This window comes from Streptomyces pyxinicus (genome assembly GCF_024753135.1).
In the GTDB taxonomy this organism is placed as follows: Bacteria; Actinomycetota; Actinomycetes; order Streptomycetales; family Streptomycetaceae; genus Streptomyces; species Streptomyces pyxinicus.
On record NZ_JANUGP010000022.1, the window covers coordinates 113,134 to 138,999 of the forward strand.

24 protein-coding genes are annotated in these 25,866 nt (G+C 70.7%); 5 read left to right on the forward strand and 19 right to left on the reverse strand.

The genetic code is table 11. The annotated features are described in order from the left end of the window. The first annotated feature begins 222 nt into the window (after positions 1-222). The 4 genes from NX794_RS25385 to NX794_RS25400 all read left to right on the forward strand — a co-directional run bounded on the left by NX794_RS25385 (position 223) and on the right by NX794_RS25400 (position 5,347). Positions 223-1,521 (forward strand): helix-turn-helix domain-containing protein, encoded by a 1,299-nt coding sequence (locus tag NX794_RS25385; RefSeq protein ID WP_258781259.1) that lies wholly within the window; start codon positions 223-225, stop codon positions 1,519-1,521. A gap of 27 nt (positions 1,522-1,548) precedes the next feature. Beyond that, positions 1,549-2,301 (forward strand): toll/interleukin-1 receptor domain-containing protein, encoded by a 753-nt coding sequence (locus NX794_RS25390; RefSeq protein WP_258781260.1) that lies wholly within the window; start codon positions 1,549-1,551, stop codon positions 2,299-2,301. Beyond that, positions 2,298-4,238, forward strand: a complete 1,941-nt coding sequence (locus tag NX794_RS25395) for a hypothetical protein (RefSeq protein ID WP_258781261.1) — start codon at positions 2,298-2,300, stop codon at positions 4,236-4,238. The genes NX794_RS25390 and NX794_RS25395 overlap by 4 nt, the downstream gene beginning before the upstream one ends. Before the next feature lie 62 nt (positions 4,239-4,300). Next, positions 4,301-5,347: a hypothetical protein gene (locus NX794_RS25400; RefSeq protein WP_258781262.1), complete on the forward strand. Its 1,047-nt coding sequence runs from the start codon at positions 4,301-4,303 to the stop codon at positions 5,345-5,347. Positions 5,348-5,442: 95 nt separating this feature from the next. Here the strand turns inward: NX794_RS25400 and metK are convergent, their stop codons facing one another. From metK to pyrR, 13 genes are all read right to left on the reverse strand, one after another. Beyond that, positions 5,443-6,651, reverse strand: a complete 1,209-nt coding sequence (gene metK, locus NX794_RS25405) for a methionine adenosyltransferase (RefSeq protein WP_258781264.1) — start codon at positions 6,649-6,651, stop codon at positions 5,443-5,445. Positions 6,652-6,897: 246 nt separating this feature from the next. Then, positions 6,898-8,103, reverse strand: coding sequence for a bifunctional phosphopantothenoylcysteine decarboxylase/phosphopantothenate--cysteine ligase CoaBC (coaBC, locus tag NX794_RS25410; RefSeq protein WP_258781265.1), 1,206 nt, complete (start codon positions 8,101-8,103; stop codon positions 6,898-6,900). A gap of 143 nt (positions 8,104-8,246) precedes the next feature. Next, complete coding sequence (gene rpoZ / locus NX794_RS25415; protein WP_005319902.1) at positions 8,247-8,519, reverse strand: DNA-directed RNA polymerase subunit omega; 273 nt, start codon at positions 8,517-8,519, stop codon at positions 8,247-8,249. 71 nt (positions 8,520-8,590) lie between these two features. Continuing rightward, the gene (gmk, locus tag NX794_RS25420) at positions 8,591-9,184 is read right to left on the reverse strand and encodes a guanylate kinase (RefSeq protein ID WP_258781266.1); all 594 of its coding nucleotides are present in this window, start codon (positions 9,182-9,184) and stop codon (positions 8,591-8,593) included. Positions 9,185-9,244: 60 nt separating this feature from the next. Beyond that, on the reverse strand, positions 9,245-9,568 hold the full coding sequence (locus NX794_RS25425; RefSeq protein WP_003977346.1) for an integration host factor: 324 nt from the start codon (positions 9,566-9,568) through the stop codon (positions 9,245-9,247). Between the two features lie 254 nt (positions 9,569-9,822). Next, on the reverse strand, positions 9,823-10,668 hold the full coding sequence (pyrF, locus tag NX794_RS25430; protein WP_258781269.1) for an orotidine-5'-phosphate decarboxylase: 846 nt from the start codon (positions 10,666-10,668) through the stop codon (positions 9,823-9,825). Then, positions 10,665-11,771, reverse strand: a complete 1,107-nt coding sequence (locus tag NX794_RS25435; RefSeq protein ID WP_258781271.1) for a quinone-dependent dihydroorotate dehydrogenase — start codon at positions 11,769-11,771, stop codon at positions 10,665-10,667. The genes pyrF and NX794_RS25435 overlap by 4 nt, the downstream gene beginning before the upstream one ends. Positions 11,772-11,822: 51 nt before the next feature. Beyond that, a complete protein-coding gene (gene carB / locus NX794_RS25440; protein ID WP_258781272.1) occupies positions 11,823-15,131 on the reverse strand; it encodes a carbamoyl-phosphate synthase large subunit in 3,309 nt (1,102 codons plus the stop codon). Continuing rightward, positions 15,124-16,266: a glutamine-hydrolyzing carbamoyl-phosphate synthase small subunit gene (carA, locus tag NX794_RS25445; protein WP_258781273.1), complete on the reverse strand. Its 1,143-nt coding sequence runs from the start codon at positions 16,264-16,266 to the stop codon at positions 15,124-15,126. The genes carB and carA overlap by 8 nt, the downstream gene beginning before the upstream one ends. After that, the gene (locus NX794_RS25450; protein WP_258781274.1) at positions 16,263-16,823 is read right to left on the reverse strand and encodes a PH-like domain-containing protein; all 561 of its coding nucleotides are present in this window, start codon (positions 16,821-16,823) and stop codon (positions 16,263-16,265) included. The genes carA and NX794_RS25450 overlap by 4 nt, the downstream gene beginning before the upstream one ends. Then, entirely contained in the window at positions 16,820-18,106 is a 1,287-nt protein-coding gene (locus NX794_RS25455) for a dihydroorotase (RefSeq protein WP_258781276.1), read from the reverse strand. Before NX794_RS25455 ends, NX794_RS25450 begins: the two co-directional genes overlap by 4 nt. A gap of 5 nt (positions 18,107-18,111) precedes the next feature. After that, on the reverse strand, positions 18,112-19,092 hold the full coding sequence (locus NX794_RS25460; RefSeq protein ID WP_258781277.1) for an aspartate carbamoyltransferase catalytic subunit: 981 nt from the start codon (positions 19,090-19,092) through the stop codon (positions 18,112-18,114). An 87-nt stretch (positions 19,093-19,179) separates the two neighbouring features. After that, the gene (gene pyrR, locus NX794_RS25465) at positions 19,180-19,752 is read right to left on the reverse strand and encodes a bifunctional pyr operon transcriptional regulator/uracil phosphoribosyltransferase PyrR (protein ID WP_258781278.1); all 573 of its coding nucleotides are present in this window, start codon (positions 19,750-19,752) and stop codon (positions 19,180-19,182) included. A gap of 251 nt (positions 19,753-20,003) precedes the next feature. On the opposite strand from pyrR, the gene bldD reads away from it, so the two are divergent. Beyond that, positions 20,004-20,507 (forward strand): transcriptional regulator BldD, encoded by a 504-nt coding sequence (gene bldD / locus NX794_RS25470; protein ID WP_020938842.1) that lies wholly within the window; start codon positions 20,004-20,006, stop codon positions 20,505-20,507. Positions 20,508-20,890: 383 nt separating this feature from the next. Here the strand turns inward: bldD and nusB are convergent, their stop codons facing one another. The 6 genes from nusB to NX794_RS25500 form a co-directional block, all read right to left on the reverse strand. Beyond that, positions 20,891-21,319, reverse strand: a complete 429-nt coding sequence (nusB, locus tag NX794_RS25475; protein ID WP_258781281.1) for a transcription antitermination factor NusB — start codon at positions 21,317-21,319, stop codon at positions 20,891-20,893. 2 nt (positions 21,320-21,321) lie between these two features. Then, positions 21,322-21,888 (reverse strand): elongation factor P, encoded by a 567-nt coding sequence (efp, locus tag NX794_RS25480; RefSeq protein WP_037742222.1) that lies wholly within the window; start codon positions 21,886-21,888, stop codon positions 21,322-21,324. Between the two features lie 44 nt (positions 21,889-21,932). Beyond that, positions 21,933-23,039: an aminopeptidase P family protein gene (locus tag NX794_RS25485; RefSeq protein WP_258781285.1), complete on the reverse strand. Its 1,107-nt coding sequence runs from the start codon at positions 23,037-23,039 to the stop codon at positions 21,933-21,935. A gap of 85 nt (positions 23,040-23,124) precedes the next feature. Further along, positions 23,125-24,000: an ATP-binding protein gene (locus NX794_RS25490; protein WP_258781287.1), complete on the reverse strand. Its 876-nt coding sequence runs from the start codon at positions 23,998-24,000 to the stop codon at positions 23,125-23,127. A gap of 196 nt (positions 24,001-24,196) precedes the next feature. Next, entirely contained in the window at positions 24,197-25,291 is a 1,095-nt protein-coding gene (gene aroB / locus NX794_RS25495) for a 3-dehydroquinate synthase (protein ID WP_258781288.1), read from the reverse strand. After that, positions 25,288-25,803 (reverse strand): shikimate kinase, encoded by a 516-nt coding sequence (locus NX794_RS25500; protein WP_258781289.1) that lies wholly within the window; start codon positions 25,801-25,803, stop codon positions 25,288-25,290. The genes aroB and NX794_RS25500 overlap by 4 nt, the downstream gene beginning before the upstream one ends. Positions 25,804-25,866: the final 63 nt, after the last annotated feature.

The window sequence follows — 25,866 nt, forward strand, 5'->3', positions numbered from 1 at the left end:
CTCTCAGCGGTGTCGCCGTGAGGTCCTGGGCAGCCACCTGACACCGAACCCGGTGACCGTCGATGGCCGAAATCACTTTCTCGACATCAGGTCATCGTTCGGTTTCCCTCGCGGATGTGGAAACGGGAAACGCCCGTTTCGCCTTGTCCGGCCCATGGCGTCCGGCGCACTCTGAGTTCGCGCCGCACTCCGGCTGCCGGCCGGAGAGCAACGGAGGTTTAAGTGCTGGAGCAGTCAAACGACTTCGGCAGTGAGCTGCGCAGGCGGCGTCTTGCGGCCCGCCTCTCCCTGCAGCAACTGGGGCAGCGGGTCCACTACAGCAAGAGCCAGTTGAGCAAGGTGGAGCGGGGGATCCAGCGCCCCACGCCCGAGCTGGCACGGCTGTGCGACACGGAGCTGGATGCCGAAGGCTCGCTGTCCCGCCTTGTCGCACTTCCTCAGGCGCAGCCGCGCTTATCCGTTTCCGGCAACGACGAAGAAGAGGTGTGGTTGATGCAACTTCACAAGGACGGTTCGAGTTCGTTCCAGCCCGTCACGCGTCGTGACCTCATCGCCGCCGGTGCGGCCGCGGCACTGAGCCTACAGGTCGGCAGCCCCCAGCCGTCCTGCCCGACGCCCGAAGGGGCTGCGACCCTTGTCGATGCCTCGCGGTTAGTGTTCGAACAGCTCCGCAGGCTCGGGCAGGCCTCGGGGCCCGCCTTCGTGCTGCCACCGCTGATCGCCCAGACACACAGCCTGGAGCAGCTTGCGGCGGGCAGCGGCCCCCGAATCCGCGAAGCACTGCTGGTGCTGGCTTCACGCTATGCCGAATACACCGGGTGGATGGCACAGGAATCAGGAGACGACACAGCTGCTTTGTGGTGGACGGATCGCGCGGTTCGTCTCGCGGCAGCGGGAACGGACAACGCACTCGCCGTCTACGCCCAGGTACGGCGATCGCTGGTGAGCCTCTACCGCGGAGACGTCGCGGATTCCATGGAACTGGCCGCCCATGCCCTGGAGAGCGAGGCTCCGGCCCGGATCCGCGGGCTGGCAGCCCAGCACCTGGCGCAGGGCAGAGCGGTCGCCGGCGACTACACAGGCTGCCTGCGCAGTCTCGACCAAGCCAGGGAACTGCTGGAGCGGGACGGTACCGACCCGTCCCAGCCCGTACTCGGTGCCTCCCATGTGCCCGACGTCGTATCGATGTTCACCGGCTGGTGCCTGTATGACCTGGGACGTCCCCGGCAGGCCGCCGAGATACTGGACAGGGAATTGATCCGCGTACCCGGGCACGCCCTCCGCAGCAGGACACGGTACGGGGTCCGTCGGGCGCTGTCGCACGCCTCGGCCGGAGACATCGACCAGGCGTGCCGGCTCACCTCCGAACTGCTGCCGTCGCTGCGTCTCATCTCGTCCGCGACGGTCTCGGCGGACGTACGGCGTCTTTCCCGCACCCTCGGCAGGCACAGCCGTTCCTCGGTGGTGCGGCAGCTGCTGCCGGAACTGACCGCCTCGGCTACTCACACGCACCTTTCCTAGCGCATCTCATCGAGAAGGGATCCGTACGTGCACGAGATCTTCCTCAACTACCGGACTGACGGCGGCAAGCCTCTCGCCTACGTGTGCCATGGAGTGCTTGAGGACCGGTTCGGCGAGGGCAGCGTCTTCCTCGCCAGGAAGTCGATCGCTGAAGGGACCGACTTCGCCGACGCCCTGCTCCGCGGAGCACGCAGCTGCCACGTCCTGTTGGCGCTGATCGACGAGAAGTGGCTGAACGCCCCCGATCGCCACCAGCTCGGAAGGCGGGCCCTGGACAACCCCGACGACTGGGTACGACGCGAGATCGAGGAGGCTCTGACATCAGGCGCGCTGGTGGTACCTCTTTTCATGAGCCGAAAGGTGGAGCAGTTGGACCCGCGGAGCCTGCCGCGGACGCTCGCCGAGCTCGCGGAGTGCCAGTACACCCGCGTGGGACTCGCCACCCATGAAGCAGATCTGACGCGGCTGGCGGACAGCCTGGTACGCAGGATCCCCGCACTCGCGGCCCTCGACCGCGCGCCGGTACGAGAAGACGCCGAGAACCTCCGGCAGGGCCCGCAGATGCACACCGAGCGGCAGAGTGGCGGCATCGGAAACGTCGGTGGATCGGTGGGAACGTACGTCCACGAGGCACATGCTCCGTTCCACTCTGGTCGCGGAGACATCTACGACGGTCCACGCATCAGCGGGGATGGTACGAACTACGTGGCGGGCGACAATCATGGCGGTATACGGCAAGGATTCGGGACCCGCACCCCGCGCGGAGGCGTTGAGCGGTGACGGAGACCATTGGCGCCTTCGTGCGGGAAGCACACGGATCCGTCCACAGTGGTGACGGCGACCAGTACAACTTCTACTTCGAGAAGGCCGCGCACTGGCTCCGGAACGAGGCGCGAAAACACCCGCGCTCGATCGCCGAGCTGGACCGACGACATCTCGCCGAGCGTTTCGTGCCGCCGCCTGGTCTGCAGCATGCCCGCGCCCGCCTGCACGTCGAACGCACGGTGCTCGTCGACAGCCTTTCGGGTTCCGGACGTCGAGCAGCGGCCCTGATGCTGCTGCACGAGCTGCCAGCCGGCGAGGGCACTCTCCACGAGTTGCCGGATACCTCGGACGACGACACCGGCCCACCGCTGGACAGCCACGACATCGGCCGAGGCGACCGGCTGCTGCTCGACCTCTCCGAGGCGGACGAGACCAGATACCTCGCGGTGCAGAGCGCCTTGTCGGACTTCCGTGGCGCCGTGGTCGCCAAGAGCGCCCATCTCGTGGTGGTCGTGCCCCATCACCTCGGCTATCTCATCCGCGAGGATCTCCGGCACCTCACAGCGGAGCTGGGGCGCCCGAATGCCCGGCGGGTACTCGCGGTGCACCTCAGATGTGACGGCATCCGCCCCGATGACGGGATTCTCGGTGGCACGGAACTCGCCACCTTCCTCACGCGAGCGCCCTTGCGAGATGTGGCAGCGCTGGCCGACCGCATCAGGCGCCTCAGGGACTCCTCGCCGGCCGATCGCGGGCTCCCGGACTGGCTCAGGCAATCCTTGGAGGAACAGCACGACCAGAGCGGGCGAGTCGCCGCGGACTTCTGCGCAGCGCCCGGCGGACGCCATCGAGCGCTCCAGCTGGCTGTGGCCATGTTCCACGGGGCCACTCCCGACGTGGTCCTCCAAGCGGCGAATGCTCTGCTGGACCTGCTCAACCACCCGCCCGACCCCACCCCCCGCCTCGACCGGGCGGACCTGTCCGCAGAGCTCGCTGCCGTACAAGCCGGGAGAGACCCGGACGGCCGCGTCCGCTTCGCCATCGCCGGATACGGCCGCGCCGTACTCCAGCACTTCTGGACGTTCCTCCCCGACATCCGTCGGCAACTGCGCGACTGGCTCACGCGACAGGCAGCCGACCCCGCGCTGGATCCGGACGTCAGACGCGCCGCGGTCGACCATTTCGCACAGCAGACCCTGCGCGTGGCCCACCCCGAGGACCTCACCTGGGTGGTGGAGCGCTGGACATCGTCGAAGGCCTCGGCACTTCTCATTCCCGAAGCCGCCCGAGTCCTCGCGATGGGGCTCGACGACGACCACCACGGGCGCTACTTCCGACAGCGAATCTATGACTGGGCGACGTCGGCGGACACCAGTACTCACTGCAGCAGGGTGCTGGTCATGGTCTGTGAGCAGACGATGGCCCGCTCACATCCCGATCAAGCTCTGGTCCGACTGCATCATCTCGCTCGCGGTCGGCACGACGGGGTGCGGTCTGAGGCCCGGCAGGCGGTGTTGCGGCTGACGGCTTCGGACGACCGGTTGTACCGGCTCATGCTGGAGCGACTCGCTGTCGGCATTACTCACCGGTCGCGGGCCGCTGATCTCGGTCTCTTTACAGAACTGGCCGGCCCCGGTCGTCTCATCGGCCGCCCCAGTGTGCGCGCTTCGCTGACCGCCTGCTGGGGAGGCATGCTTCGCAGTGGGATCGACTGGACGGCTCTCGTCCGCCTCTGGCTCGGCAGCGGCCGTACCGAGCAGAGACGTGACTTGATCGCCGAGGTTCTGGTCATGGCATGTGCCCTGGACCCGCATCTGCTCGGGCGGCTGTACCGGGCAGCCCGCGACTGGCTCGGTGACCGGCCCGACACGGAGCGGGCCGCCATGGTGTCCAGGCTCTTGCAGGCGATCAACGCCGCTCAGGGGCTCGGGGACTACGACCGACCGGCCTGACTCCGCTCTCCGGTGACCCGACGTCTCAACAGGAGCTATTCATGAGTTCTGGCCACAGGGCCATGACCTTCTTCGTCGCCCTCATTCTCGGTCTCCTGCTCGTCATCCTCGGGCTGACCACCAGCTGGCCGTGGTGGGCCTGGCCTGCCGCAGGAGCGTTGTTGCTCCTCACCGCGATACTGACTCAGAGACAGCTCGCTCCCAGGCCCGTCCCGGTCCCCGGTGAGTTCCTCGCGCATCCTGATCTGCCCCTGCCGGAAACGCAGCGGCAGGAATATCGGATCTCGCACGTGGCACTGCCGAGCTGCGTACGAGACTACGACTTCTCGTTCTCCGCGACAGTGCAGTGGCGGGTGCTCGACGTGTCGAGCGACGCACCGGTGATCAATCCAGCGGGGCTCGCGGTCGACGCCGTACTGGAGCGGGCTCGAGCCGTCACCGTCCACCAACCGCCCCACCGCAGCAGCCTGGCCCAGCACCAGCTCGACGGCGCTCTGGGAACCATGTGCACAGATGCCACGGGCCGGGTGACGGTCATGGCATACAGCGTCGAACTCAGCCTCCCGGAACACGACCGCGAGCGGCTCTCGCGGCTCTCGGACGTGCGGAAGGACGAGGACGTCTGGGAGCACGAACGCAATTACGAACGAAACAAGAGGACATACCTCGGCGACGATGTCCTGAAGGACACGGGCAGTGCGGTCGTGTGGTGGCTCTCACGCAACGACGAGGAGATCGAGGGCGCAGTCGAGCGCATCGGGATGCTCGCACAATTGTCGGCCGCTGCACGGAACGAACCGGTGGCGCCGCTGTTCGAGCACCTGGCGTACCCGAGGGAGACTCCGGCTCCCGACAATGGGGGCCGCGAGAGCGCGACGGGGCCCGAGGCTTCCGGTGCCGGGCCGGCCGAGCCAGCACCGGAATCGCCCTTCTCGACCGACACACTGCTGTCCTGGTTCGGTGTCGCACCCGATGATCCCGACCGGGATCTGTTCGCCACACGGCTCGCCGACGTGGCGCGAGCCCACGGCAAGAAACACGCTGAGGAAACATTGCTGAAGAGCAGCACCGTGACTGAGCCGCTCGTGGATGACGGCGAATATCAATAGGGCCCGAAGGCTCCCGAAGCCGCTGGGCCGGCGCTCTGAACACGCCGAGGCCCGGCCCCCCGAAGGGAGCCGGGCCTCGGCGAGGGCGGTGCGGGTTACAGGCCCGCGGCGGTGCGCAGGGCGTCCACGCGGTCGGTGCGCTCCCAGGTGAAGTCGGGCAGCTCACGGCCGAAGTGGCCGTAGGCGGCGGTCTGGGAGTAGATCGGGCGGAGCAGGTCGAGGTCGCGGATGATCGCGGCCGGGCGGAGGTCGAAGACCTCGGTGATGGCGTGCTCGATCTTCTCCGGGTCCACCTTGTGGGTGCCGAAGGTCTCGACGAACAGGCCGACGGGCTCGGCCTTGCCGATCGCGTAGGCGACCTGGACCTCGCAGCGGGCGGCCAGGCCGGCCGCCACGACGTTCTTGGCGACCCAGCGCATCGCGTAGGCGGCCGAGCGGTCCACCTTGGACGGGTCCTTGCCGGAGAAGGCGCCGCCGCCGTGCCGGGCGAAGCCGCCGTAGGTGTCGATGATGATCTTGCGGCCGGTCAGGCCGGCGTCGCCCATCGGGCCGCCGATCTCGAAACGGCCGGTCGGGTTGACCAGCAGCCGGTAGCCCTCGGTCTCCAGCTTGATGCCCTCGTCCAGAAGCGCCTTCAGCTCCGGCTCCACGACGAACTCGCGGATGTCGGGGGCCAGCAGCGACTCCAGGTCGATGTCGGAGGCGTGCTGCGAGGAGACGACCACCGTGTCCAGGCGGACGGCCTTGTCGCCGTCGTACTCGATGGTGACCTGCGTCTTGCCGTCCGGGCGCAGGTAGGGGATGGTGCCGTTCTTGCGGACCTCGGACAGGCGCTTGGACAGCCGGTGCGCCAGGAAGATCGGCAGCGGCATCAGGGTGGGCGTCTCGTCGGACGCGTAGCCGAACATCAGGCCCTGGTCGCCGGCGCCCTGCCGGTCCAGCTCGTCCTCGTCGCCCTCGACCCGGTTCTCGTACGCCGTGTCGACGCCCTGGGCGATGTCCGGGGACTGCGCGCCGATCGACACCGACACGCCGCAGGAAGCGCCGTCGAAGCCCTTCTTCGAGGAGTCGTAGCCGATTTCGAGGATCTTGCCGCGGACGAGGGTCGCGATGTCGGCGTAGGCCTTCGTCGTCACCTCGCCGGCCACGTGCACCAGGCCGGTGGTGATCAGCGTCTCGACGGCGACCCGGGAGGTCGGGTCCTCGCGCAGGAGCGCGTCGAGAATGGTGTCGCTGATCTGGTCAGCGATCTTGTCGGGGTGACCCTCGGTCACGGACTCCGAGGTGAACAGGCGACGGGACACAACGCTCCCTGTGGTTGCAGCGGCTGCTGGCTGATCATTTGCGGTCGACTGTAGGGCTGCGCCCGTCGACCGTGAACAGTTTATCGGTCGCACTCGGCCGATGGGCCACCGTCTCGCCTCTCGGGAGCGCTGTGACCTGCGGCACGGGCATTCTGCACAATGCCCGTGGCCTTGGCCAGAGGCACCGCGGCATGTTCCGGCGCGGCGCGAGGCCGGCTCAAGTTCCCCCGAACGCCCGCCCGGCCGTTAGCCCAGACGCCGCAGGACGAGGTCCCAGACGGTGTCGGCGAGCGCTTCCTTCGGGCCGTACGGCACCGGGGTCTCGCTGCCGTCCGCGCCCAGCACGACCGCCTCGTTCTGCTCGGAGCCGAAGGTCTTGCGCTCCCCGACCTCGTTGACCACGAGGAGGTCACAGCCCTTGCGGGCGAGCTTGGCGCGGCCGTTGGCGAGGACGTCGTCGGTCTCGGCGGCGAAGCCGACGACCACCTGTCCGGGGCGGGCCCGGTCGGCGGAGATCTCCGCGAGGATGTCCGGATTGCGCACCAGGGCGACCGGGTCGGGTTCGTGGCCGTCCTTCTTCTTGATCTTCCCGGTCGCATAGACGGCGGGGCGGAAGTCGGCGACGGCGGCGGCCATGACCACCGCGTCGGCGTCGGCGGCGGCCTTCAGCACGGCCTCGCGCAGCTGGACGGCCGTGCCGACGTGGACGACGTCGACGCCGGCCGGGTCGGGCAGGCCGGCGTTGGCCGCGAGCAGCGTGACGCGGGCGCCACGGGCGGCGGCGGTGCGGGCCAGGGCATAGCCCTGCTTGCCGGAGGAGCGGTTGCCGAGGAAGCGGACCGGGTCGAGCGGCTCGCGGGTGCCGCCGGCCGAGACGACGACATGGCGTCCGCGCAGGTCGGGCTCGGCGGTGCCGCGGGCCAGCACCCGGCGGCAGACCTCGAAGATCTCCCCCGGCTCCGGCAGCCGGCCCTTGCCGGTGTCGACGCCGGTGAGGCGGCCGACGGCGGGCTCGATCACGACCGCGCCCCGGCGGCGCAGCGTGGCCACGTTCTCCCGGGTGGCCGGGTGCTCCCACATCTCGGTGTGCATGGCGGGCGCGAAGACGACGGGACAGCGCGCGGTCAGCAGGGTGTTGGTGAGCAGGTCGTCGGCGAGGCCGTGGGCGGCCTTGGCGAGCATGTCGGCGGTGGCCGGGGCCACCACGACCAGGTCGGCGTGCTGGCCGATGCGGACGTGCGGCACCTCGTGCACGTCGGACCAGACCTCGGTGGAGACGGGGTTGCCGGACAGCGCGGACCAGGTGGCGGCGCCGACGAAGTGCAGCGCGGAGGCGGTGGGCACCACGCGGACGTCGTGACCGGACTCGGTGAACCTTCTCAGCAGCTCACAGGCCTTGTAGGCGGCGATCCCGCCGCTGACCCCCAGAACAACCCTCGGCTTGTCCGCCATCTCTCCGCCATCTCTCCCCGGCTCGGCACGTACGAGGCCGCGCACAACGCTGCGTACGGGACCATCACACACCACAGGCCCGGCAGCGTGACTGCCGGGCCTGTGGATAACGCGACTGACGATCAGAACATCCGACCGCGGGACTACTGCGCCGGACCCTCGATGGCCTCGGAGGTCAGCAGGCCGGCGTTGATCTCGCGCAGGGCGATCGAGAGCGGCTTCTCGTGGACGTGGGTGTCGACGAGCGGACCGACGTACTCAAGGAGGCCCTCGCCGAGCTGCGAGTAGTACGCGTTGATCTGGCGGGCACGCTTGGCCGCGTAGATCACGAGGCTGTACTTCGAGTCGGTGGCCTCAAGCAACTCGTCGATCGGCGGGTTGATGATGCCCTCGGGCGCGGTGATGGAAGAGGACACGCTCTACCTTCCGATGGAGGGGAAAGATTCAGTGGTGCGGCCGGCTCGCGCACGGGGTGCGGCGGTCACGATCACACCACGTCCATCAAGGCTAGCAGCTCGGCGGCCACGTCCTTGACGGAGGTGTTGACCAGGGTCACGTCGAACTCCGGCTCGGCCGCCAGCTCGGTCCGCGCCGCGTCCAGGCGGCGCTCGATGACCTCGGGCGGCTCGGTACCCCGGCCGGTCAGCCTGCGCACCAGCTCCTCCCAGGAGGGCGGAGCCAGGAACACCAGCTGGGCGTCGGCCATGGACTCGCGGACCTGGCGGGCGCCCTGGAGGTCGATCTCCAGCAGCACGGGCTCGCCGTTCTCCAGCCGCTCCAGCACGGCCGCGCGGGGCGTGCCGTACCGGTTGCCGGCGAACTCCGCCCACTCCAGCAGCTCGCCGTTGGCGATCAGCTTGTCCATCTCGTCGTCGGTGACGAAGAAGTAGTGGACGCCGTGCTGCTCACCGGGGCGGGGCTTGCGGGTCGTCGCCGACACCGAGAGCCACACCTCGGGGTGTTCCTTGCGCATATGGGCGACGACCGTGCTCTTGCCGACCCCCGAGGGGCCGGAGAGCACGGTCAGCCGCGGACGTACGTCCGGGGGCTCGGGGGTCGTCCCCCGGAATGTTGCAGCCATGCAGCGATTATTCCAGCAATCCCGGTATGCCCGGGACTCCCGGTCCGGCCGCGGCCGGACTCAGGAGCCGGTGCTGCCGAACTCACGCTCCAGGGAAGCGATCTGGTTGGAACCGAGACCGCGCACGCGGCGGCTCTCGGAGATGCCCAGACGCTCCATGATCTGCTTGGCGCGGACCTTGCCCACGCCCGGCAGGGACTCAAGCAGCGCGGAGACCTTCATCTTGCCGATGACGTCGTTCTCCTGACCCTGCTTGATGACCTCGTGCAGGGAGGCGCCGGAGTGCTTGAGTCGATTCTTGACCTCGGCCCGCTCCCGGCGAGCCGCGGCGGCCTTTTCGAGCGCGGCTGCGCGCTGTTCAGGGGTAAGGGGCGGAAGAGCCACGCCTACGTCACCTCGGATGTCGAACTGTCGGATACGGACCGGTGAGGAACCTAGTCGCCCCACACCAGGGGAGGCACGAGCAACACGCTTCGCCCGTTCTCTGCTCGGAGACTAGCGGGCAAGTCCGCCGGAGTCAGCGAGAACAGCGGAAAAGTCCTGGTCAGCCTCCGCCAGGACGGACATTTGAGACATAATGCCCTCGATTTGAGGATGTATTCACTCTCAAGCCGCCGCCCCGCCGTCCGGCGAGGGACTCAGGAGGCGCCGACGGCGTTCCGGATCTCCGCCGCGAGGCGCTCCGTGGCCGTGCGCAGGGCGGAGACGTCGGGACCGTGCCGCAGCACGCCCCGGCTGACGTTCGGCACGACGTTGCGCACCGCCGCCCCGAAGACCCGGGGAAGGTCGGCCGGGGTCGCCCCCTGCGCGCCGACGCCGGGCGCGAGAAGCGGGCCGTTGATGTCGAGGTCGTACGAGGACAGGTCGCCCACCGTGGCGCCGACCACCGCGCCGAAGGAGCCCAGCGGTTCCTCTCCCGCGTTCTCGGCCGCGAGGTGGGCGAGCATGGTCGCGCCCACGCCGCGCCCGTCGGCACGGACCGCGTGCTGCACCTCGGGGCCCTCCGGGTTCGAGGTCAGGGCCAGCACGAACAGCCCGGCGCCGCTCTCCCGGGCCAGCGCCACGGCCGGGCTGAGCGAGCCGTAGCCGAGGTAGGGCGAGACGGTGAGGGCGTCGGAGAACAGCGGGGCGTCTTTGTGCAGGTAGGCCTCGGCATACCCGGCCATGGTCGAGCCGATGTCGCCGCGCTTGGCGTCCATCACGACGAGCGTGCCGGCCGCGCGCGCCTGACGGACCACGTCCTCCAGGACGGCGATCCCGCGCGAGCCGAAGCGTTCGAAGAAGGCGCTCTGCGGCTTCATGACGGCGACCCGGTCGGCCACCGCCTCGACCACCGTGCGGCTGAACCGCTCCAGGCCGGCCACGTCGTCGTTCAGGCCCCACTGGGCGAGCAGGGAGGCGTGCGGGTCGATGCCGACGCACAGCGGGCCGCGCTCGTCCATCGCGGTGCGCAGGCGGGCGCCGAAGGGTTCGAGAACGGTCATGCGGTCTTCCTCACATCGGCGCCGACCGCGTCGGCGAGGGTGGCGTACGGGCTGGTGCGCAGCCGCGCGGCGAGGCCCTGGTGGATCGCGCGGGACCAGAAGGGCCCCTCGTAGATGAAGGCGCTGTACCCCTGGACCAGCGTGGCGCCGGCCAGGATGCGCGTCCAGGCGTCCTCGGCGGTCTCGATGCCGCCGACCCCGACCAGGGTGATCCGGTCGCCCACGCGCGCGTACAGACGGCGCAGGACCGCCAGGGAGCGCTCCTTCAGGGGCGCCCCGGACAGCCCGCCGGCCTCCTTCACCAGCGCGGGCGCCGAGCGCAGGCCGAGGCCCTCGCGGGCGATGGTGGTGTTGGTGGCGATGATGCCGTCCAGGCCGAGTTCGACGGCCAGGTCGGCGACGGCGTCCACGTCCTCGTCGGCGAGGTCGGGGGCGATCTTCACCAGCAGCGGGACGTGCCGGCCGGGCACGGTGCGGTCGGCGGCCGCGCGCACGGCGGTCAGCAGCGGGCGCAGCGCCTCGGTGGCCTGGAGGTTGCGCAGGCCCGGCGTGTTCGGCGAGGAGACGTTGACGACCAGGTAGTCGGCGTACGGCGCGAGACGCTCGGCGGACTTCACGTAGTCGCCGACGGCCTCCTCCTCGGGGACGACCTTGGTCTTGCCGATGTTGACGCCCACGACCGTGCGGAAGACGGGTTCGCGGGTCGCGAGCCGGGCGGCGACGGTCAGCGAGCCGTCGTTGTTGAAGCCCATGCGGTTGATCAGCGCGCGGTCGGCGACGAGCCGGAACAGCCGCTTCCGCGGGTTTCCGGACTGCGGCTCGCCGGTGACGGTGCCGATCTCGACGTGGTCGAAGCCGAGCATCGACATGCCGTCGATCGCCACGGCGTTCTTGTCGAAGCCGGCGGCGAGCCCGAAGGGGCCGTGCATCCGCAGGCCGAACGCCTCGGTGCGCAGTTCCTCGTACCGGGGCGCGAGCGCGGCGGCGAGGAAGGTGCGCAGCACGGGGACGCGGACGGCGAGCCGGATCCAGCGGAAGGCGAGGTGGTGGGCGCGCTCCGGGTCCATCCGCTGGAAGACGAGGGTGAAGAAGGCTTTGTACATGGTGTCCTCATGACGAGGGGGACACCGTTTCCGGTGTCCCCCTCGGGGCTGCTAGTCGCGGGCGGCGGTCAGGTGTTCCGCGTGTTCCTGGAGGGAGCGGACGCCCACGTCGCCGTGGGTGAGGGCGTCGATGCCCTGGACGGCCGCGGCGAGCGCCTGCACGGTGGTCAGGCACGGGACGGACCGGGCGACGGCCGCCGTGCGGATGTCGTAGCCGTCGAGGCGGCCACCGGTGCCGTACGGGGTGTTGACGATGAGGTCGACCTCGCCGTCGTGGATGAGCTGGACGATGGTCTTCTCGCCGTTCGGACCGGTGCCCTCGGACTGCTTGCGCACGACGGTGGCGTTGATGCCGTTGCGCTTGAGGACCTCCGCGGTGCCGGAGGTGGCCATCAGCTCGAAGCCGTGGGCGACCAGCTCACGGGCCGGGAAGATCATCGAGCGCTTGTCCCGGTTGGCGACCGAGATGAACGCGCGGCCCTTGGTGGGCAGCGGGCCGTAGGCGCCCGCCTGGGACTTGGCGTAGGCCGTGCCGAAGACCGAGTCGATGCCCATGACCTCGCCGGTGGAGCGCATCTCCGGGCCGAGGATCGTGTCCACGCCGCGGCCCTGGATGTCGCGGAAGCGGGACCAGGGCATGACGGCCTCCTTGACGGAGATCGGCGCGTCCAGCGGCAGTTCGCCGCCGTCGCCGTGCTTCGGCAGCAGTCCCTCGGCGCGCAGTTCGGCGACGGTCGCGCCCAGCGAGATGCGGGCGGCGGCCTTGGCGAGCGGTACGGCGGTCGCCTTGGAGGTGAAGGGGACGGTGCGGGAGGCGCGCGGGTTGGCCTCCAGGACGTAGAGGATGTCGCCGGCCATCGCGAACTGGATGTTGATCAGGCCGCGGACGCCGACGCCCTTGGCGATGGCCTCGGTGGAGGCGCGCAGCCGCTTGACGTCGAAGCCGCCGAGGGTGATCGGGGGCAGGGCGCACGCCGAGTCGCCGGAGTGGATGCCGGCCTCCTCGATGTGCTCCATGACGCCGCCGAGGTACAGCTCCTCGCCGTCGTACAGGGCGTCGACGTCGATCTCGATGGCGTCGTCCAGGAACCGGTCGACCAGCACCGGCCGGGAGGGGCCGATCTCGGTGGACTCGGCGATGTAGGACGCGAGGCGGGTCTCGTCGTAGACGATCTCCATGCCGCGTCCGCCGAGCACGTACGAGGGGCGGACCAGGACCGGGTAGCCGATCTCGTCGGCGATGGCCTTGGCCTGCTCGAAGGTGGTGGCGGTGCCGTGCTTGGGGGCCGGCAGGCCCGCCTCGGCGAGCACCCGGCCGAAGGCGCCGCGGTCCTCGGCGGCGTGGATCGCCTCCGGGGAGGTGCCGACGACCGGTACGCCGTTGTCCTTCAGGGCCTGCGAGAGGCCGAGCGGGGTCTGGCCGCCGAGCTGGACGATGACGCCCGCGACCGGTCCGGCCTGCTGCTCGGCGTGCACGATCTCCAGTACGTCCTCCAGGGTGAGCGGCTCGAAGTACAGCCGGTCGGAGGTGTCGTAGTCGGTGGAGACGGTCTCCGGGTTGCAGTTGACCATCACGGTCTCGTACCCGGCGTCGGACAGCGCGAAGGAGGCGTGCACGCAGGAGTAGTCGAACTCGATGCCCTGGCCGATGCGGTTCGGGCCCGAGCCGAGGATGATCACGGCGGGCTTCTCGCGCGGCGCGACCTCGGTCTCCTCGTCGTAGGAGGAGTAGAAGTACGGCGTCCTGGCGGCGAACTCGGCGGCGCAGGTGTCGACCGTCTTGTAGACCGGGCGGATGCCGAGGGCGTGCCGGACCTCGCGGACGACGTCCTCGCGCAGGCCGCGGATCTCGGCGATCTGCTGGTCGGAGAAGCCGTGCCGCTTGGCCTCGGCGAGCAGCCCGGCGGTCAGCTCGGGCGCCTCGGCCAGCTCGTCCGCGACCTCCTTGATCAGGAAGAGCTGGTCCACGAACCACGGGTCGATCTTCGTGTACGCGAAGACCTCCTCGGGCGTGGCGCCGGCGCGGATGGCCCGCATGACCGTGTTGATCCGGCCGTCGGTGGGCCGGACGGCCTCGCGCAGCAGGGCCTCCTTGTCGCCGGTGGGGCCGGTGAAGGCGAACTGGCTGCCCTTCTTCTCCAGCGAGCGCAGCGCCTTCTGGAAGGCCTCGGGGAAGTTGCGGCCGATGGCCATGGCCTCGCCGACCGACTTCATGGTGGTGGTCAGCGTGGAGTCGGCCTGCGGGAACTTCTCGAAGGCGAAGCGGGGGGCCTTGACGACCACGTAGTCGAGCGTGGGCTCGAAGGAGGCCGGGGTCTCCTGGGTGATGTCGTTCGGGATCTCGTCCAGCGTGTAGCCGACGGCCAGCTTGGCGGCGATCTTGGCGATCGGGAAGCCGGTCGCCTTGGAGGCGAGCGCGGAGGACCGCGAGACGCGCGGGTTCATCTCGATGACGATGATCCGGCCGTCCTCGGGGTTGACCGCGAACTGGATGTTGCAGCCGCCGGTGTCGACGCCGACCTCGCGGATCACGGCGATGCCGACGTCCCGCAGGATCTGGTACTCGCGGTCGGTCAGCGTCATCGACGGGGCGACGGTGATGGAGTCGCCGGTGTGCACGCCCATCGGGTCGAAGTTCTCGATGGAGCAGACGACCACGACGTTGTCGTTCTTGTCGCGCATCAGCTCCAGTTCGTACTCCTTCCAGCCGAGGATGGACTCCTCCAGGAGGACCTCGGTGGTCGGGGAGAGCGTGAGGCCCTGGCCGGCGATGCGGCGCAGCTCCTCCTCGTCGTGCGCGAAGCCGGAGCCGGCGCCGCCCATGGTGAAGGAGGGGCGGACGACGACCGGGTAGCCGCCGAGGGTCTCGACGCCCTGGAGGACGTCGTCCATGGTGTGGCAGATGACCGAGCGGGCGGACTCGCCGTGCCCGATCTTGCGCCGGACCTCCGCCACGACGCCCTTGAACTGGTCGCGGTCCTCGCCCTTGTGGATGGCCTCGGGCTTGGCGCCGATCAGCTCGACGCCGTACTTGGCCAGGACGCCGTTCTCGTGCAGCGAGATGGCGGTGTTCAGGGCCGTCTGGCCGCCCAGGGTGGGCAGCAGGGCGTCGGGGCGCTCCTTGGCGATGATCTTCTCGACGAACTCGGGGGTGATCGGCTCGACGTAGGTGGCGTCGGCGATCTCCGGGTCGGTCATGATCGTCGCGGGGTTGGAGTTCACCAGGACGACGCGCAGGCCCTCGGCCTTGAGCACGCGGCACGCCTGGGTGCCGGAGTAGTCGAACTCGGCGGCCTGACCGATGACGATCGGGCCGGAGCCGATGACCAGGACGGACTGGATATCGGTGCGCTTAGGCACGCTGGCCCTCCATCAGGGAGACGAAGCGGTCGAACAGGTAGGCGGCGTCGTGCGGACCGGCCGCCGCCTCGGGGTGGTACTGGACGGAGAAGGCGGGCTGGTCGAGCAGCTGGAGCCCCTCCACGACGTCGTCGTTGAGGCAGACGTGCGAGACCTCGGCGCGGCCGTACGTCGTCTCGCTGACCTTGTCGAGCGGCGCGTCGACGGCGAAGCCGTGGTTGTGCGCGGTGACCTCGACCTTGCCGGTCGTACGGTCCTGGACCGGCTGGTTGATGCCCCGGTGGCCGTACTTCAGCTTGTAGGTGCCGAAGCCGAGGGCGCGGCCGAGGATCTGGTTGCCGAAGCAGATGCCGAACAGCGGGGTCTTCCGCTCCAGGACGGCGCTCATCAGCGCGACCGGGCCGTCGGCGGTGGCGGGGTCGCCGGGGCCGTTGGAGAAGAACACGCCGTCGGGCTCGACGGCGTAGACCTCGTCGGCGGTGGCGGTGGCGGGCAGCACGTGCACCTCGATGCCGCGCTCGGCCATCCGGTGCGGGGTCATGCCCTTGATGCCGAGGTCGATCGCGGCGACGGTGAAGCGCTTCTCGCCGACCGCGGGGACGACGTACGCCTCCTTCGTCGCGACCTCCTCGTAGAGGCTCGCGCCCTTCATGTGCGGCTGGGCCTTGACGCGCTCCAGCAGCTCGGCGTCGGGGGCGACGGCCTCGCCGGAGAAGACGCCGGCACGCATCGAGCCGCGCTCGCGCAGGTGGCGGGTGAGGGCGCGGGTGTCGACGCCGGAGATGCCGACGACACCCTGCCGCTCCAGCTCGTCGTCCAGGGAGCGCTTGGCCCGCCAGTTGGACGGCACGCGCGCGGGGTCGCGCACGACATAGCCGGAGACCCAGATCCGCCCGGACTCGTCGTCCTCGTCGTTCCAGCCGGTGTTGCCGATCTGCGGGGCGGTCGCGACGACGATCTGGCGGTCGTACGACGGGTCGGTCAGGGTCTCCTGGTAGCCGGTCATGCCGGTGGAGAACACGGCCTCGCCGAAGGTCTCCCCCACGGCCCCGTAGGCACGGCCGCGGAAGACGCGGCCGTCCTCCAGGACGAGTACGGCGGGAGTCTTCGCGGCTCCCCTGGTGGAGGTCGTCATCGTGCGCCTTCCGTGTCGTTGGTCATCTGGTTCAGGGTGTCGACCCACTCGGCGTGCTCGGCGGAGCGGTCGGAGCGGAAGCCGGAGTCGATCAGCTTGTCGCCGAGGGCCCAGGTCACCACGAGCAGGCCGCCCTCGGTGAGGACCTTGCCGGCGATGCCCTTGTCGAGCCGGGCGCCGCGCAGCGCGGCGGCGGGGACGAAGAAGTCGGTGGCTCCGGGGCGTTCGACCTCCAGACCGTCGTCCGTCAGGGTCAGCTCGGCCCGGCTGCGGGTGCCCAGGCCGTGGGCCACGATGCGGTCCAGCCACTGCCCGGCGGTGGTGGAGCCGTGGTAGCGGCCGCTCAGCCTCAGTCTCGCCGGACCGGTCTCCTGCGGCGCGTCGGGCAGCGCGGGCAGGTCGCCCTGGAGCGTGCCGCGCCACTTCCAGCCCTCGCGCATCAGCCAGTAGACGAGCGCGACGAAGAGGAGGAGTCCGACGAGCCAGCCGACGCGGGCTCCCCAGTCGGTGACCTCGGCCGACTTCTCGGCCTCGGCCAGCAGGATTACAGATGTCACGTGAGCTTCCCGTCGACGAGCGTGGCCTTGCCCCGCAGCCAGGTGTGCGTCACCCGGCCCGGCAGCTCACGCCCCGCGTAGGGCGTGTTGCGGCTGCGCGAGGCGAAGCCCGCGGGGTCCACCGGGCCACGGTATGCCGTGTCGAGGAGGGTGAGGTTGGCGGGCTCACCGGCCGAGACGGGGCGGCCGTGTCCGGCGGCCTGTCCGATGCGCGCGGGCGCGGCGGACATCCGGTCGGCGACTCCGGCCCAGTCCAGCAGGCCCGTCTCGACCATGGTCTCCTGGACCACCGACAGCGCGGTCTCCAGGCCGACCATGCCCATGGCCGCCGCGGCCCACTCGCAGTCCTTGTCCTCGTGCGGGTGCGGGGCGTGGTCGGTGGCGACGATGTCGATCGTGCCGTCGGCCAGCGCCTCGCGCAGGGCCATGACGTCGCGCTCGGTGCGCAGCGGCGGGTTGACCTTGTAGACCGGGTTGTAGGTGCGCACCAGCTCGTCGGTGAGGAGCAGGTGGTGCGGGGTGACCTCGGCGGTGACGTCGATGCCGCGGGACTTGGCCCAGCGGACGATCTCGACGGAGCCGGCGGTCGACAGGTGGCAGATGTGGACGCGGGAGCCGACGTGCTCGGCGAGCAGCACGTCCCGCGCGATGACCGACTCCTCGGCGACGGCCGGCCAGCCGCCCAGGCCCAGCTCGGCGGAGACGACGCCCTCGTTCATCTGGGCGCCCTCGGTCAGCCGGGGCTCCTGCGCGTGCTGGGCGACGACGCCGCCGAAGGCCTTCACGTACTCCAGGGCGCGGCGCATGATCACGGCGTCGTCCACGCACTTGCCGTCGTCGGAGAAGACGGTGACGCCGGCGGCGGACTCGTGCATGGCGCCCAGCTCGGCGAGCTTCTTGCCCTCCAGCCCGACGGTGACGGCGCCGATGGGCCGCACATCGCAGTAGCCGTGCTCGCGGCCGAGCCGCCAGACCTGCTCGACCACGCCGGCGGTGTCGGCGACCGGGAAGGTGTTGGCCATGGCGAAGACGGCGGTGAAGCCGCCGGTGGCGGCGGCGCGGGTGCCGGTGAGGACGGTCTCGGAGTCCTCGCGGCCCGGCTCGCGCAGGTGGGTGTGCAGGTCGACCAGGCCCGGCAGCAGCACCCGGCCCTCGGCCTCGACGACCTCGGCGCCGTCGGCGGACAGCCCGGTGCCCACCTCGGCGATGGTCTCGCCGTCGATCAGGACGTCCTGCGGCTCCCCGCCGAGCACCTTGGCACCACGGATCAGGATCTTGCTCATGCTGGTTACTTCTCCTCGGAACCGGTGGGGCGGGTGACGGCGGGTTCGTTGCCGCCGAGCAGCAGGTACAGGACGGCCATCCGGATGGACACGCCGTTGGCGACCTGCTCGATCGCGGTGCAGCGGCCGGAGTCGGCGACCTCGGCGGTGATCTCCATGCCGCGCACCATCGGGCCGGGGTGCATCACGATGGCGTGCTCGGGCAGCCTGGCCATGCGGTCGCCGTCCAGGCCGTAGCGGCGGGAGTACTCGCGCTCGGTCGGGAAGAAGGCGGCGTTCATCCGCTCCCGCTGGACGCGCAGCATCATCACGGCGTCGGACTTGGACAGGGTGCTGTCGAGGTCGTACGACACCTCGCAGGGCCAGTTCTCGACTCCGACCGGGACCAGGGTGGGCGGGGCGACCAGGGTGACCTCGGCGCCCAGGGTGTGCAGCAGGTCGACGTTGGAGCGGGCGACCCGGCTGTGCAGGACGTCGCCGACGATGGTGATCCGGCGGCCGGCGAGGTCCTGGCCGAGTCCGGCGTCCCGGCCGGTCAGCCGGCGGCGCATGGTGAACGCGTCCAGCAGGGCCTGGGTGGGGTGCTGGTGGGTGCCGTCGCCGGCGTTGACGACGGCCGCGTCGATCCAGCCGGAGTTGGCCAGGCGGTAGGGGGCCCCGGAGGCGCCGTGCCGGATGACGACGGCGTCGACGCCCATCGCCTCCAGGGTCTGGGCGGTGTCCTTCAGGGACTCGCCCTTGGAGACGCTCGACCCCTTGGCGGAGAAGTTGATGACGTCCGCCGACAGCCGCTTCTCGGCGGCCTCGAAGGAGATCCGGGTGCGGGTGGAGTCCTCGAAGAAGAGGTTCACGATGGTGCGGCCGCGCAGGGTCGGCAGCTTCTTGATCGGCCGGTCGGCGACCCGGGCCATCTCCTCCGCGGTGTCGAGGATCAGGACGGCGTCGTCGCGGGTGAGGTCGGCGGCCGAGATGAGATGACGCTGCATCTGTCAGGCTCCGTAAGGCAGTTCGGGAGGTTCGGGGCGAACCGGGGCACATCCGGGCACGCCTGAGCGGCCCTTGCCCCGGATGCGCTACTGGTCGGCCGGCTTCGCGCCGAGCAGCACGGTGTCGCGACCGTCCTCCTCGGCGAGCTGGACCTTGACCGTCTCCCGCAGCGACGTGGGGAGGTTCTTGCCGACGTAGTCGGCGCGGATGGGCAGTTCGCGGTGGCCGCGGTCGACCAGGACCGCGAGCTGCACCGCGCGCGGGCGCCCGATGTCGTTCAGGGCGTCGAGGGCGGCGCGGATGGTGCGGCCGGAGAAGAGCACGTCGTCCACGAGGACGACGAGCCTGCCGTCGATGCCGTCACCGGGGATCTCGGTGCGGGCCAGCGCGCGCGGCGGGTGCATGCGCAGGTCGTCGCGGTACATCGTGATGTCGAGGGAGCCGACCGGGATCCGGCGGTCGGTGATCTGCTCCAGCTTGGCGGCGAGCCGCTGGGCGAGGAAGACGCCCCGGGTCGGAATGCCGAGGAGCACCACGTCGTCGGCGCCCTTGGCGCGTTCGACGATCTCGTGGGCGATGCGGGTCAGCACCCGCGCGATGTCGGGGCCCTCAAGAACGGGCCGGGCATCGGTCGCCTGGGTGTTGGCGTGCGTGTCCATGGAAACTGGACCTCCTTCTCCGCCTCACGGGACGGACCTTAAAGGACGTCGGAATTGCGCCATCCACGGTAGCAGGTCGCCGGCGGGGGCGGTTCACCCCCTTGGCCTAGTGCGCCGTCACTACCACGGAAGCGTCGGGGTGGACCATTCGGCTTGACGCAGAAGAGTCACGCTGCGTAACCTCACAGTGAGTTACCAGCCGCGCGGCGGGAAGACAGCCGACCGCGTCGACACAGTGTCCGGGGAGCTATATGTCCAGCGAATACGCCAAACAGCTCGGGGCCAAGCTCCGTGCCATCCGCACCCAGCAGGGCCTTTCCCTCCACGGTGTCGAGGAGAAGTCCCAGGGTCGCTGGAAGGCCGTGGTGGTGGGTTCGTACGAGCGCGGCGACCGTGCCGTGACCGTGCAGCGTCTTGCCGAGCTGGCCGATTTCTATGGCGTCCCCGTGCAGGAGCTGCTGCCGGGCACCACGCCGGGCGGCGCCGCCGAGCCGCCGCCGAAGCTGGTCCTGGACCTGGAGCGGCTGGCCACGGTGCCGGCCGAGAAGGCGGGCCCCCTCCAGCGCTACGCGGCGACCATCCAGTCCCAGCGCGGGGACTACAACGGCAAGGTGCTCTCGATCCGCCAGGACGACCTGCGCACACTCGCCGTCATCTACGACCAGTCCCCCTCGGTCCTCACCGAGCAGCTGATCAGCTGGGGCGTCCTGGACGCGGACGCGCGCCGCGCGGTGGCCACGCACGAGGACGCGTGAGCCGCTAGCGTCCCCGCAGAAACGTGCCGCCGGGGTGGCCGGAACTTGACGGTTCCGGCCACCCCGGCGGCGTTTTCACGAATGCGCCCGTGCGGCAAGGCTGTTCCCTTGTGCCGGGGCACACGGGCACACCAAGGGGGCACCGGGAACCGCGCGAGCGACCACGGCATACCCGCAGCCGCCGCACGGACAGTCTCCCAGCGCCCCTCTCGGCGCCTGCCGGCCACCCCGGCGCCATCTCTCGCGTCCCGCCCCGGCCACGTCCCAGCGCCGGGCGCGCACGCCAAAGGGGCGCGAGGAACTGCGCGAGCAACCACGGAATACCCGCAGCCGCCGCACGGACAGTCCCCAGCGCCCCTCTCGGCGTCCTGCGAAGAGGCCGGCTAGGCCCTGCGCAGGGAGGGCTTCAGCTCCTTCAGGCGGCCCAGCAGGCCGTTGACGAACGAGGGCGACTCGTCGGTCGAGAACTCCTTCGCCAGCTGCACCATCTCGTCCAGGACGACGGCGTCCGGGGTCTCGTCCACCCAGATCAGCTCGTACGCGCCCAGGCGCAGGAGGTTGCGGTCGACCACCGGCATCCGGTCGAGCGTCCAGCCCACCGCGTACTGCGCGATCAGCTCGTCGATGCGCCGGGCGTGCTCGGCGTAGCCCTCGACCAGCTGCATCGTGTACTCGCTGACCGGCGGCTGCCGCGTGTCGGACCGGGAGAGCCGGACCCAGTCGGCGAGGACCGTCAGGACGTCGGCGTCGCGCTGGTCGGCCTCGAAGAGGATCTGGAAGGCGCGCTTGCGGGCCGTGTTGCGGGCAGCCACGGTTAGCTGTTCACCCGGCCGAGGTAGTCGCTCGTGCGGGTGTCGACCTTGATCTTCTCACCGGTGGTGATGAAGAGCGGGACCTGGATCTGGTGGCCGGTCTCCAGGGTGGCGGGCTTGGTGCCACCGGTGGAGCGGTCGCCCTGAACGCCCGGCTCGGTCTCCTGGACGACCAGCTCGACGGCGGCCGGCAGCTCGACGAAGAGCACCTCGCCCTCGTGCTGGGCGACGGTGGCGGTGAAGCCCTCGATCAGGAAGTTGGCGGCGTCGCCGACGGCCTTGCGGTCGACCATCAGCTGGTCGTACGTCTCCATGTCCATGAAGACGAAGTACTCGCCGTCCATGTACGAGAACTGCATGTCGCGCTTGTCGACAGTGGCCGTCTCGACCTTGACACCGGCGTTGAAGGTCTTGTCGACCACCTTGCCGGAGAGCACGTTCTTGAGCTTGGTGCGCACGAATGCCGGGCCCTTGCCGGGCTTGACGTGCTGGAACTCGACGACGGACCAGAGCTGGCCGCCTTCGAGCTTGAGCACCAGGCCGTTCTTGAGGTCGTTCGTGGAAGCCACGGTTGCGGAATCTCCTGGACTGACGTACGACCCCGGGTCACGCGCTACAGCGCGAGCAGCTCCTTGGTCGTGATGGTGAGTAGCTCGGGTCCGCCGTCCGCCTCGGGGCGTACGACGAGCGTGTCATCGATCCGGACACCGCCCCGGCCCGGGAGGTGGACCCCCGGTTCGACGGTGACCGGCACGCAAGCGTCCAGTTTACCCATGGCCGCGGGGGCGAGCTGCGGGTCCTCGTCGATTTCGAGTCCGACCCCGTGCCCGATCAGCGGTGGCAGGGCTTCCGCATAGCCCGCGGAGTCCAGCACCTGGCGTGCCACCCGGTCCACGTCCCGGCAGGCGGTGCCGGGCGCCAGGGACTCGCGGCCCGCCCGCTGGGCGGAGAAGACCAGCTCGTACAGCTCGATCTGCCAGTCGGCCGGCGAGGTGCCGATGACGAAGGTACGGCCGATCTCGCAGCGGTAGCCCCGGTAGGTGGCGCCGAGGCAGACGGAGAGGAAGTCGCCCTCCTCCACCCGCCGGTCGGTGGGGCGGTGGCCGCGGCGCCCGGAGTGCGGTCCGGTGGCCACCGAGGTGAGGAAGGCCGGCCCGTCGGCGCCGTGGTCGACCAGGCGCCGCTCCAGCTCCAGCGCGAGGTGCCGCTCGGTGCGGCCCACCAGGATCGACTCCAGCAGCTCGCCCAGGGCCTGGTCGGCGATCTCCGCGCCGATGCGCAGGCAGGAGATCTCCTCCTCGTCCTTGACGACCCTGAGCTGTTCCACGGCCCCGCCGAGGTTGCCGAGCCGGAGCCCCGGCGCGGCGGCGGACAGGGCCCGGTGACGGCTGACGGTGAGGTGGTGTTCCTCGACGGCGAGCGAGTCGGCGTCCTGGGCCGCGGCGAGGCCGGCCGCGACGACGGCGGGGTCGTCCCCGGGCGCGGGCAGGACGTGCAGCCGCAGGTGCTCGTCCGGGCGGCCCTCGTAGGGGCGCTCCTCGGGCGGCCCGGCGCACACCAGGAGGTCCTCGCGTCCGCCGAGGAGCAGCACGGAGCCCCGCGGGGCGGCGGCGGCGAGGTAGCGCACGTTGGCGGGGCGGGTGACGAGCGCTGCCGCGGTGCCGGCCGCGTTCACGTGGTCTCTCAGCCGGGATCGGCGGTTCGCGTACACCTCTGACATGAGATGAGCGTAGGAGTTTTGTGGGGTTTGCGCCGTTTTTAGGGGGCCGAGCGGGAATCGGGCGGCTGGGGCGGCCCGGTTCCGGCTACCAGCTCGGCGGGCTGGCCATCGCGCGGGCCAGGACCTCGTCCAGGACGCGCGCCGTGCCCGGGACGTCGAGCCCCGAGTTGTCGATGATCGGGAGGCCCGAGCCGTACCAGCCGGCCATGCGGCCGTGGATGCGGGCCACCTCCTCGTCGGTGAGGCGGCGGTTGCCGCTGCGCTCGGCGTTGCGCTCCAGGACCACGTCGAGGCCCGGGAGCAGCACGACCGGTAGCAGCCCGGGGCCGACGTGGCGCTTCCAGCCGCCGAGGCCCACGACCGGGCGGTCCGGGAAGACGGCGTCGTCCAGGATGCAGGAGATGCCGTTGGCCAGGAAGTTCCGCGCGGCGAAGCCGCAGGTGCGGCGGGCCAGGCGGTACTGCGCCTCGGAGCTGTCGTTCCAGCCGGACTGGGGGTCGGCGAAGCCCGAGCGCACCCATTCGCGCACGTCGTCCAGGCTGATGTGGGCCGTGGGCACCCGGCGGCGGTCCGCCCAGTACTGGGCGACGCTGGTCTTCCCCGCGCCGGCGGGGCCGATCAGCAGGACGGCCAGGGTGGTGGCCGCCGGGTCCGGGACGGCGGCGGCCGGCGGCGCCGGAGGGACTCCGACGGGACCGCCGGGTGGCAGCGGTACATGGCCGGTGGTATCGGGGGCCGGCCGGCCCCCGGGGTGCCCCCCGACCGACGGCGGCGGCACGGAACCGGGCGGAACGGCGCCGGACGGCCCCGGACCGGCCGGCGCCGGGAAGCCCGGTGCGGCCGGGTGCGGCGGCGGTACGGGCCCGGTGGCGGCACCGGGATGGTGCGCCGCCGTCCAGCCGGCGTCCGGTCCGGCCCCCTGCCGGTGGGGCGGCAGCGGCGACCCCCCTGCGTGCTGCATCCGTTGCCACTCCGTCTCGTACACACATCTGGCGTCGGCGAGCGGGTGCGGATCCCGCTCTCCCCCACAGCCTAAGGGGCGAGGGAGGGACCCCTGCCCGAACGGTACCGCCCCCGGCCGTCGTTCGGTGAAACGACCGGGGGCGGTCCGAAGTGCCCGGTCCGGCAAAGGAATCGGGCGGCGGGCCGACGGGTGCCTACTGGCCCACTTCGCCGTAGGCGGCCAGCAGCACGGCCGGGTCCGGGCCCTCCAGCACGGTCGGCTTGGCGAGGCCGTCGAGGACGATGAAGCGCAGCAGGTCGCCGCGGGACTTCTTGTCGACCCTCATGTTCTCCAGCAGCTTGGGCCACTGGTCGTGGCGGTAGTGCAGGGGCAGGCCCACCGCCTCCAGGACCGTGCGGTGCCGGTCGGCCGTGGCGTCGTCCAACCGGCCCGCGAGACGGCCCAGTTCGGCGGCGAAGTGCATGCCGACCGCGACCGCGGCACCGTGCCGCCACTGGTAGCGCTCGTTCTTCTCGATGGCGTGGCCGAGCGTGTGGCCGTAGTTGAGGATCTCCCGGAGGCCGGACTCCTTCAGGTCTGAGGAGACGACCTCGGCCTTGACCCGGATCGAGCGCTCGATCAGCTCGGCGGTGTGCGGGCCCGCCGGGGTCCGCGCGGCCCCCGGGTCGGACTCGATGAGGTCGAGGATCGCCGAGTCGGCGATGAAGCCGGCCTTGATGACCTCGGCGAGCCCGGACACGTAGTCGTGCACCGGGAGCGAGTCCAGCGCGGCGAGGTCGCACAGCACCCCGGCCGGCGGGTGGAACGCGCCGACCAGGTTCTTGCCCTCGGCGGTGTTGATGCCGGTCTTGCCGCCGACCGCCGCGTCCACCATGGCGAGCACGGTGGTCGGGACGGCGATCCAGCGCACCCCGCGCAGCCAGGTCGCGGCCACGAACCCGGCGAGGTCCGTGGTGGCGCCGCCGCCGACGCCCACGATGACGTCGGTGCGGGTGAAGCCGGACTGCCCGAGCGCCTTCCAGCAGTAGGCGGCGACCTCGGCGGTCTTGGCCTCCTCCGCGTTCGGCACCTGGATCGCGACGGCCTCGAAGCCCTGCTCGGCCAGGTCGGCACGGAGCGCCTCGCCGGTCTCCGCGAGGGCCTCGGGGTGGATCACCGCGACCCGCTTGGCCTTCGGGCCGATCAGCCCGGCCAGGTCGCCCAGGAGCTGCCGGCCGACCAGCACCTCGTAGGGCTCGGTGCCCGCGGTGCCGGCGATCCGGATCCGGGTGACTGCTGCCTCGCTCATGCGTCCTTCAACTCCAAAGCGTCCAGCGCTGCTCGGGTGACCTCTTCGGGGGAACGGCCGTCCGTCGGCACCACGGCGGTGGCGACCTCCTCGTAGAGGTGCCGGCGCGCCTCCATCAGTTCCCGCCACTGCTTGCGCGGGTTGACCGCGAGCAGCGGACGGGCCACGTTCAGACCGGTGCGCCGGACCGCCTCCTCGACGTCCATCGAGAGGTAGACCACCCGGTGCGCGGCTAGCAGTTCCCGGGTGTCCGTGTCCAGGACGGCGCCGCCGCCGAGCGCGAGGACGCCCCCGTGCCCGGCGAGCGCGGTGCGCACCGCCCGCTTCTCGATCGCGCGGAAGGCGGGCTCGCCGTCGTCCACGAAGATGTCGGCGATGGTGCGGCCCTCGGCGGCCACGATGTCCTCGTCGGTGTCGCGGTAGGCGACCCCGAGCCGCTCCGCGAGCAGCCGGCCGACGGTGGACTTGCCCACGCCCATCGGGCCGACCAGAACGAGTAGCGGCCCGCTCATCGGATGTGCAGGTGGTCGAGGTACGCGCGCACGTTGCGGGAGGTCTCGGCCACGCTGTCGCCG

Coding starts and splice junctions, on each gene's coding strand:
- bldD (WP_020938842.1), top strand. CDS start 20,004: ATGTCCAGCGAATACGCCAAACAGCTCGGGGCCAAGCTCCGTGCCATC.
- carA (WP_258781273.1), bottom strand. CDS start 16,266: ATGACGACCTCCACCAGGGGAGCCGCGAAGACTCCCGCCGTACTCGTC.
- aroB (WP_258781288.1), bottom strand. CDS start 25,291: ATGAGCGAGGCAGCAGTCACCCGGATCCGGATCGCCGGCACCGCGGGC.
- NX794_RS25500 (WP_258781289.1), bottom strand. CDS start 25,803: ATGAGCGGGCCGCTACTCGTTCTGGTCGGCCCGATGGGCGTGGGCAAG.
- NX794_RS25490 (WP_258781287.1), bottom strand. CDS start 24,000: ATGCAGCACGCAGGGGGGTCGCCGCTGCCGCCCCACCGGCAGGGGGCC.
- NX794_RS25435 (WP_258781271.1), bottom strand. CDS start 11,771: ATGTACAAAGCCTTCTTCACCCTCGTCTTCCAGCGGATGGACCCGGAG.
- NX794_RS25455 (WP_258781276.1), bottom strand. CDS start 18,106: ATGAGCAAGATCCTGATCCGTGGTGCCAAGGTGCTCGGCGGGGAGCCG.
- gmk (WP_258781266.1), bottom strand. CDS start 9,184: ATGGCTGCAACATTCCGGGGGACGACCCCCGAGCCCCCGGACGTACGT.
- NX794_RS25485 (WP_258781285.1), bottom strand. CDS start 23,039: ATGTCAGAGGTGTACGCGAACCGCCGATCCCGGCTGAGAGACCACGTG.
- coaBC (WP_258781265.1), bottom strand. CDS start 8,103: ATGGCGGACAAGCCGAGGGTTGTTCTGGGGGTCAGCGGCGGGATCGCC.
- pyrR (WP_258781278.1), bottom strand. CDS start 19,752: ATGGACACGCACGCCAACACCCAGGCGACCGATGCCCGGCCCGTTCTT.
- pyrF (WP_258781269.1), bottom strand. CDS start 10,668: ATGACCGTTCTCGAACCCTTCGGCGCCCGCCTGCGCACCGCGATGGAC.
- NX794_RS25400 (WP_258781262.1), top strand. CDS start 4,301: ATGACCTTCTTCGTCGCCCTCATTCTCGGTCTCCTGCTCGTCATCCTC.
- NX794_RS25460 (WP_258781277.1), bottom strand. CDS start 19,092: ATGCAGCGTCATCTCATCTCGGCCGCCGACCTCACCCGCGACGACGCC.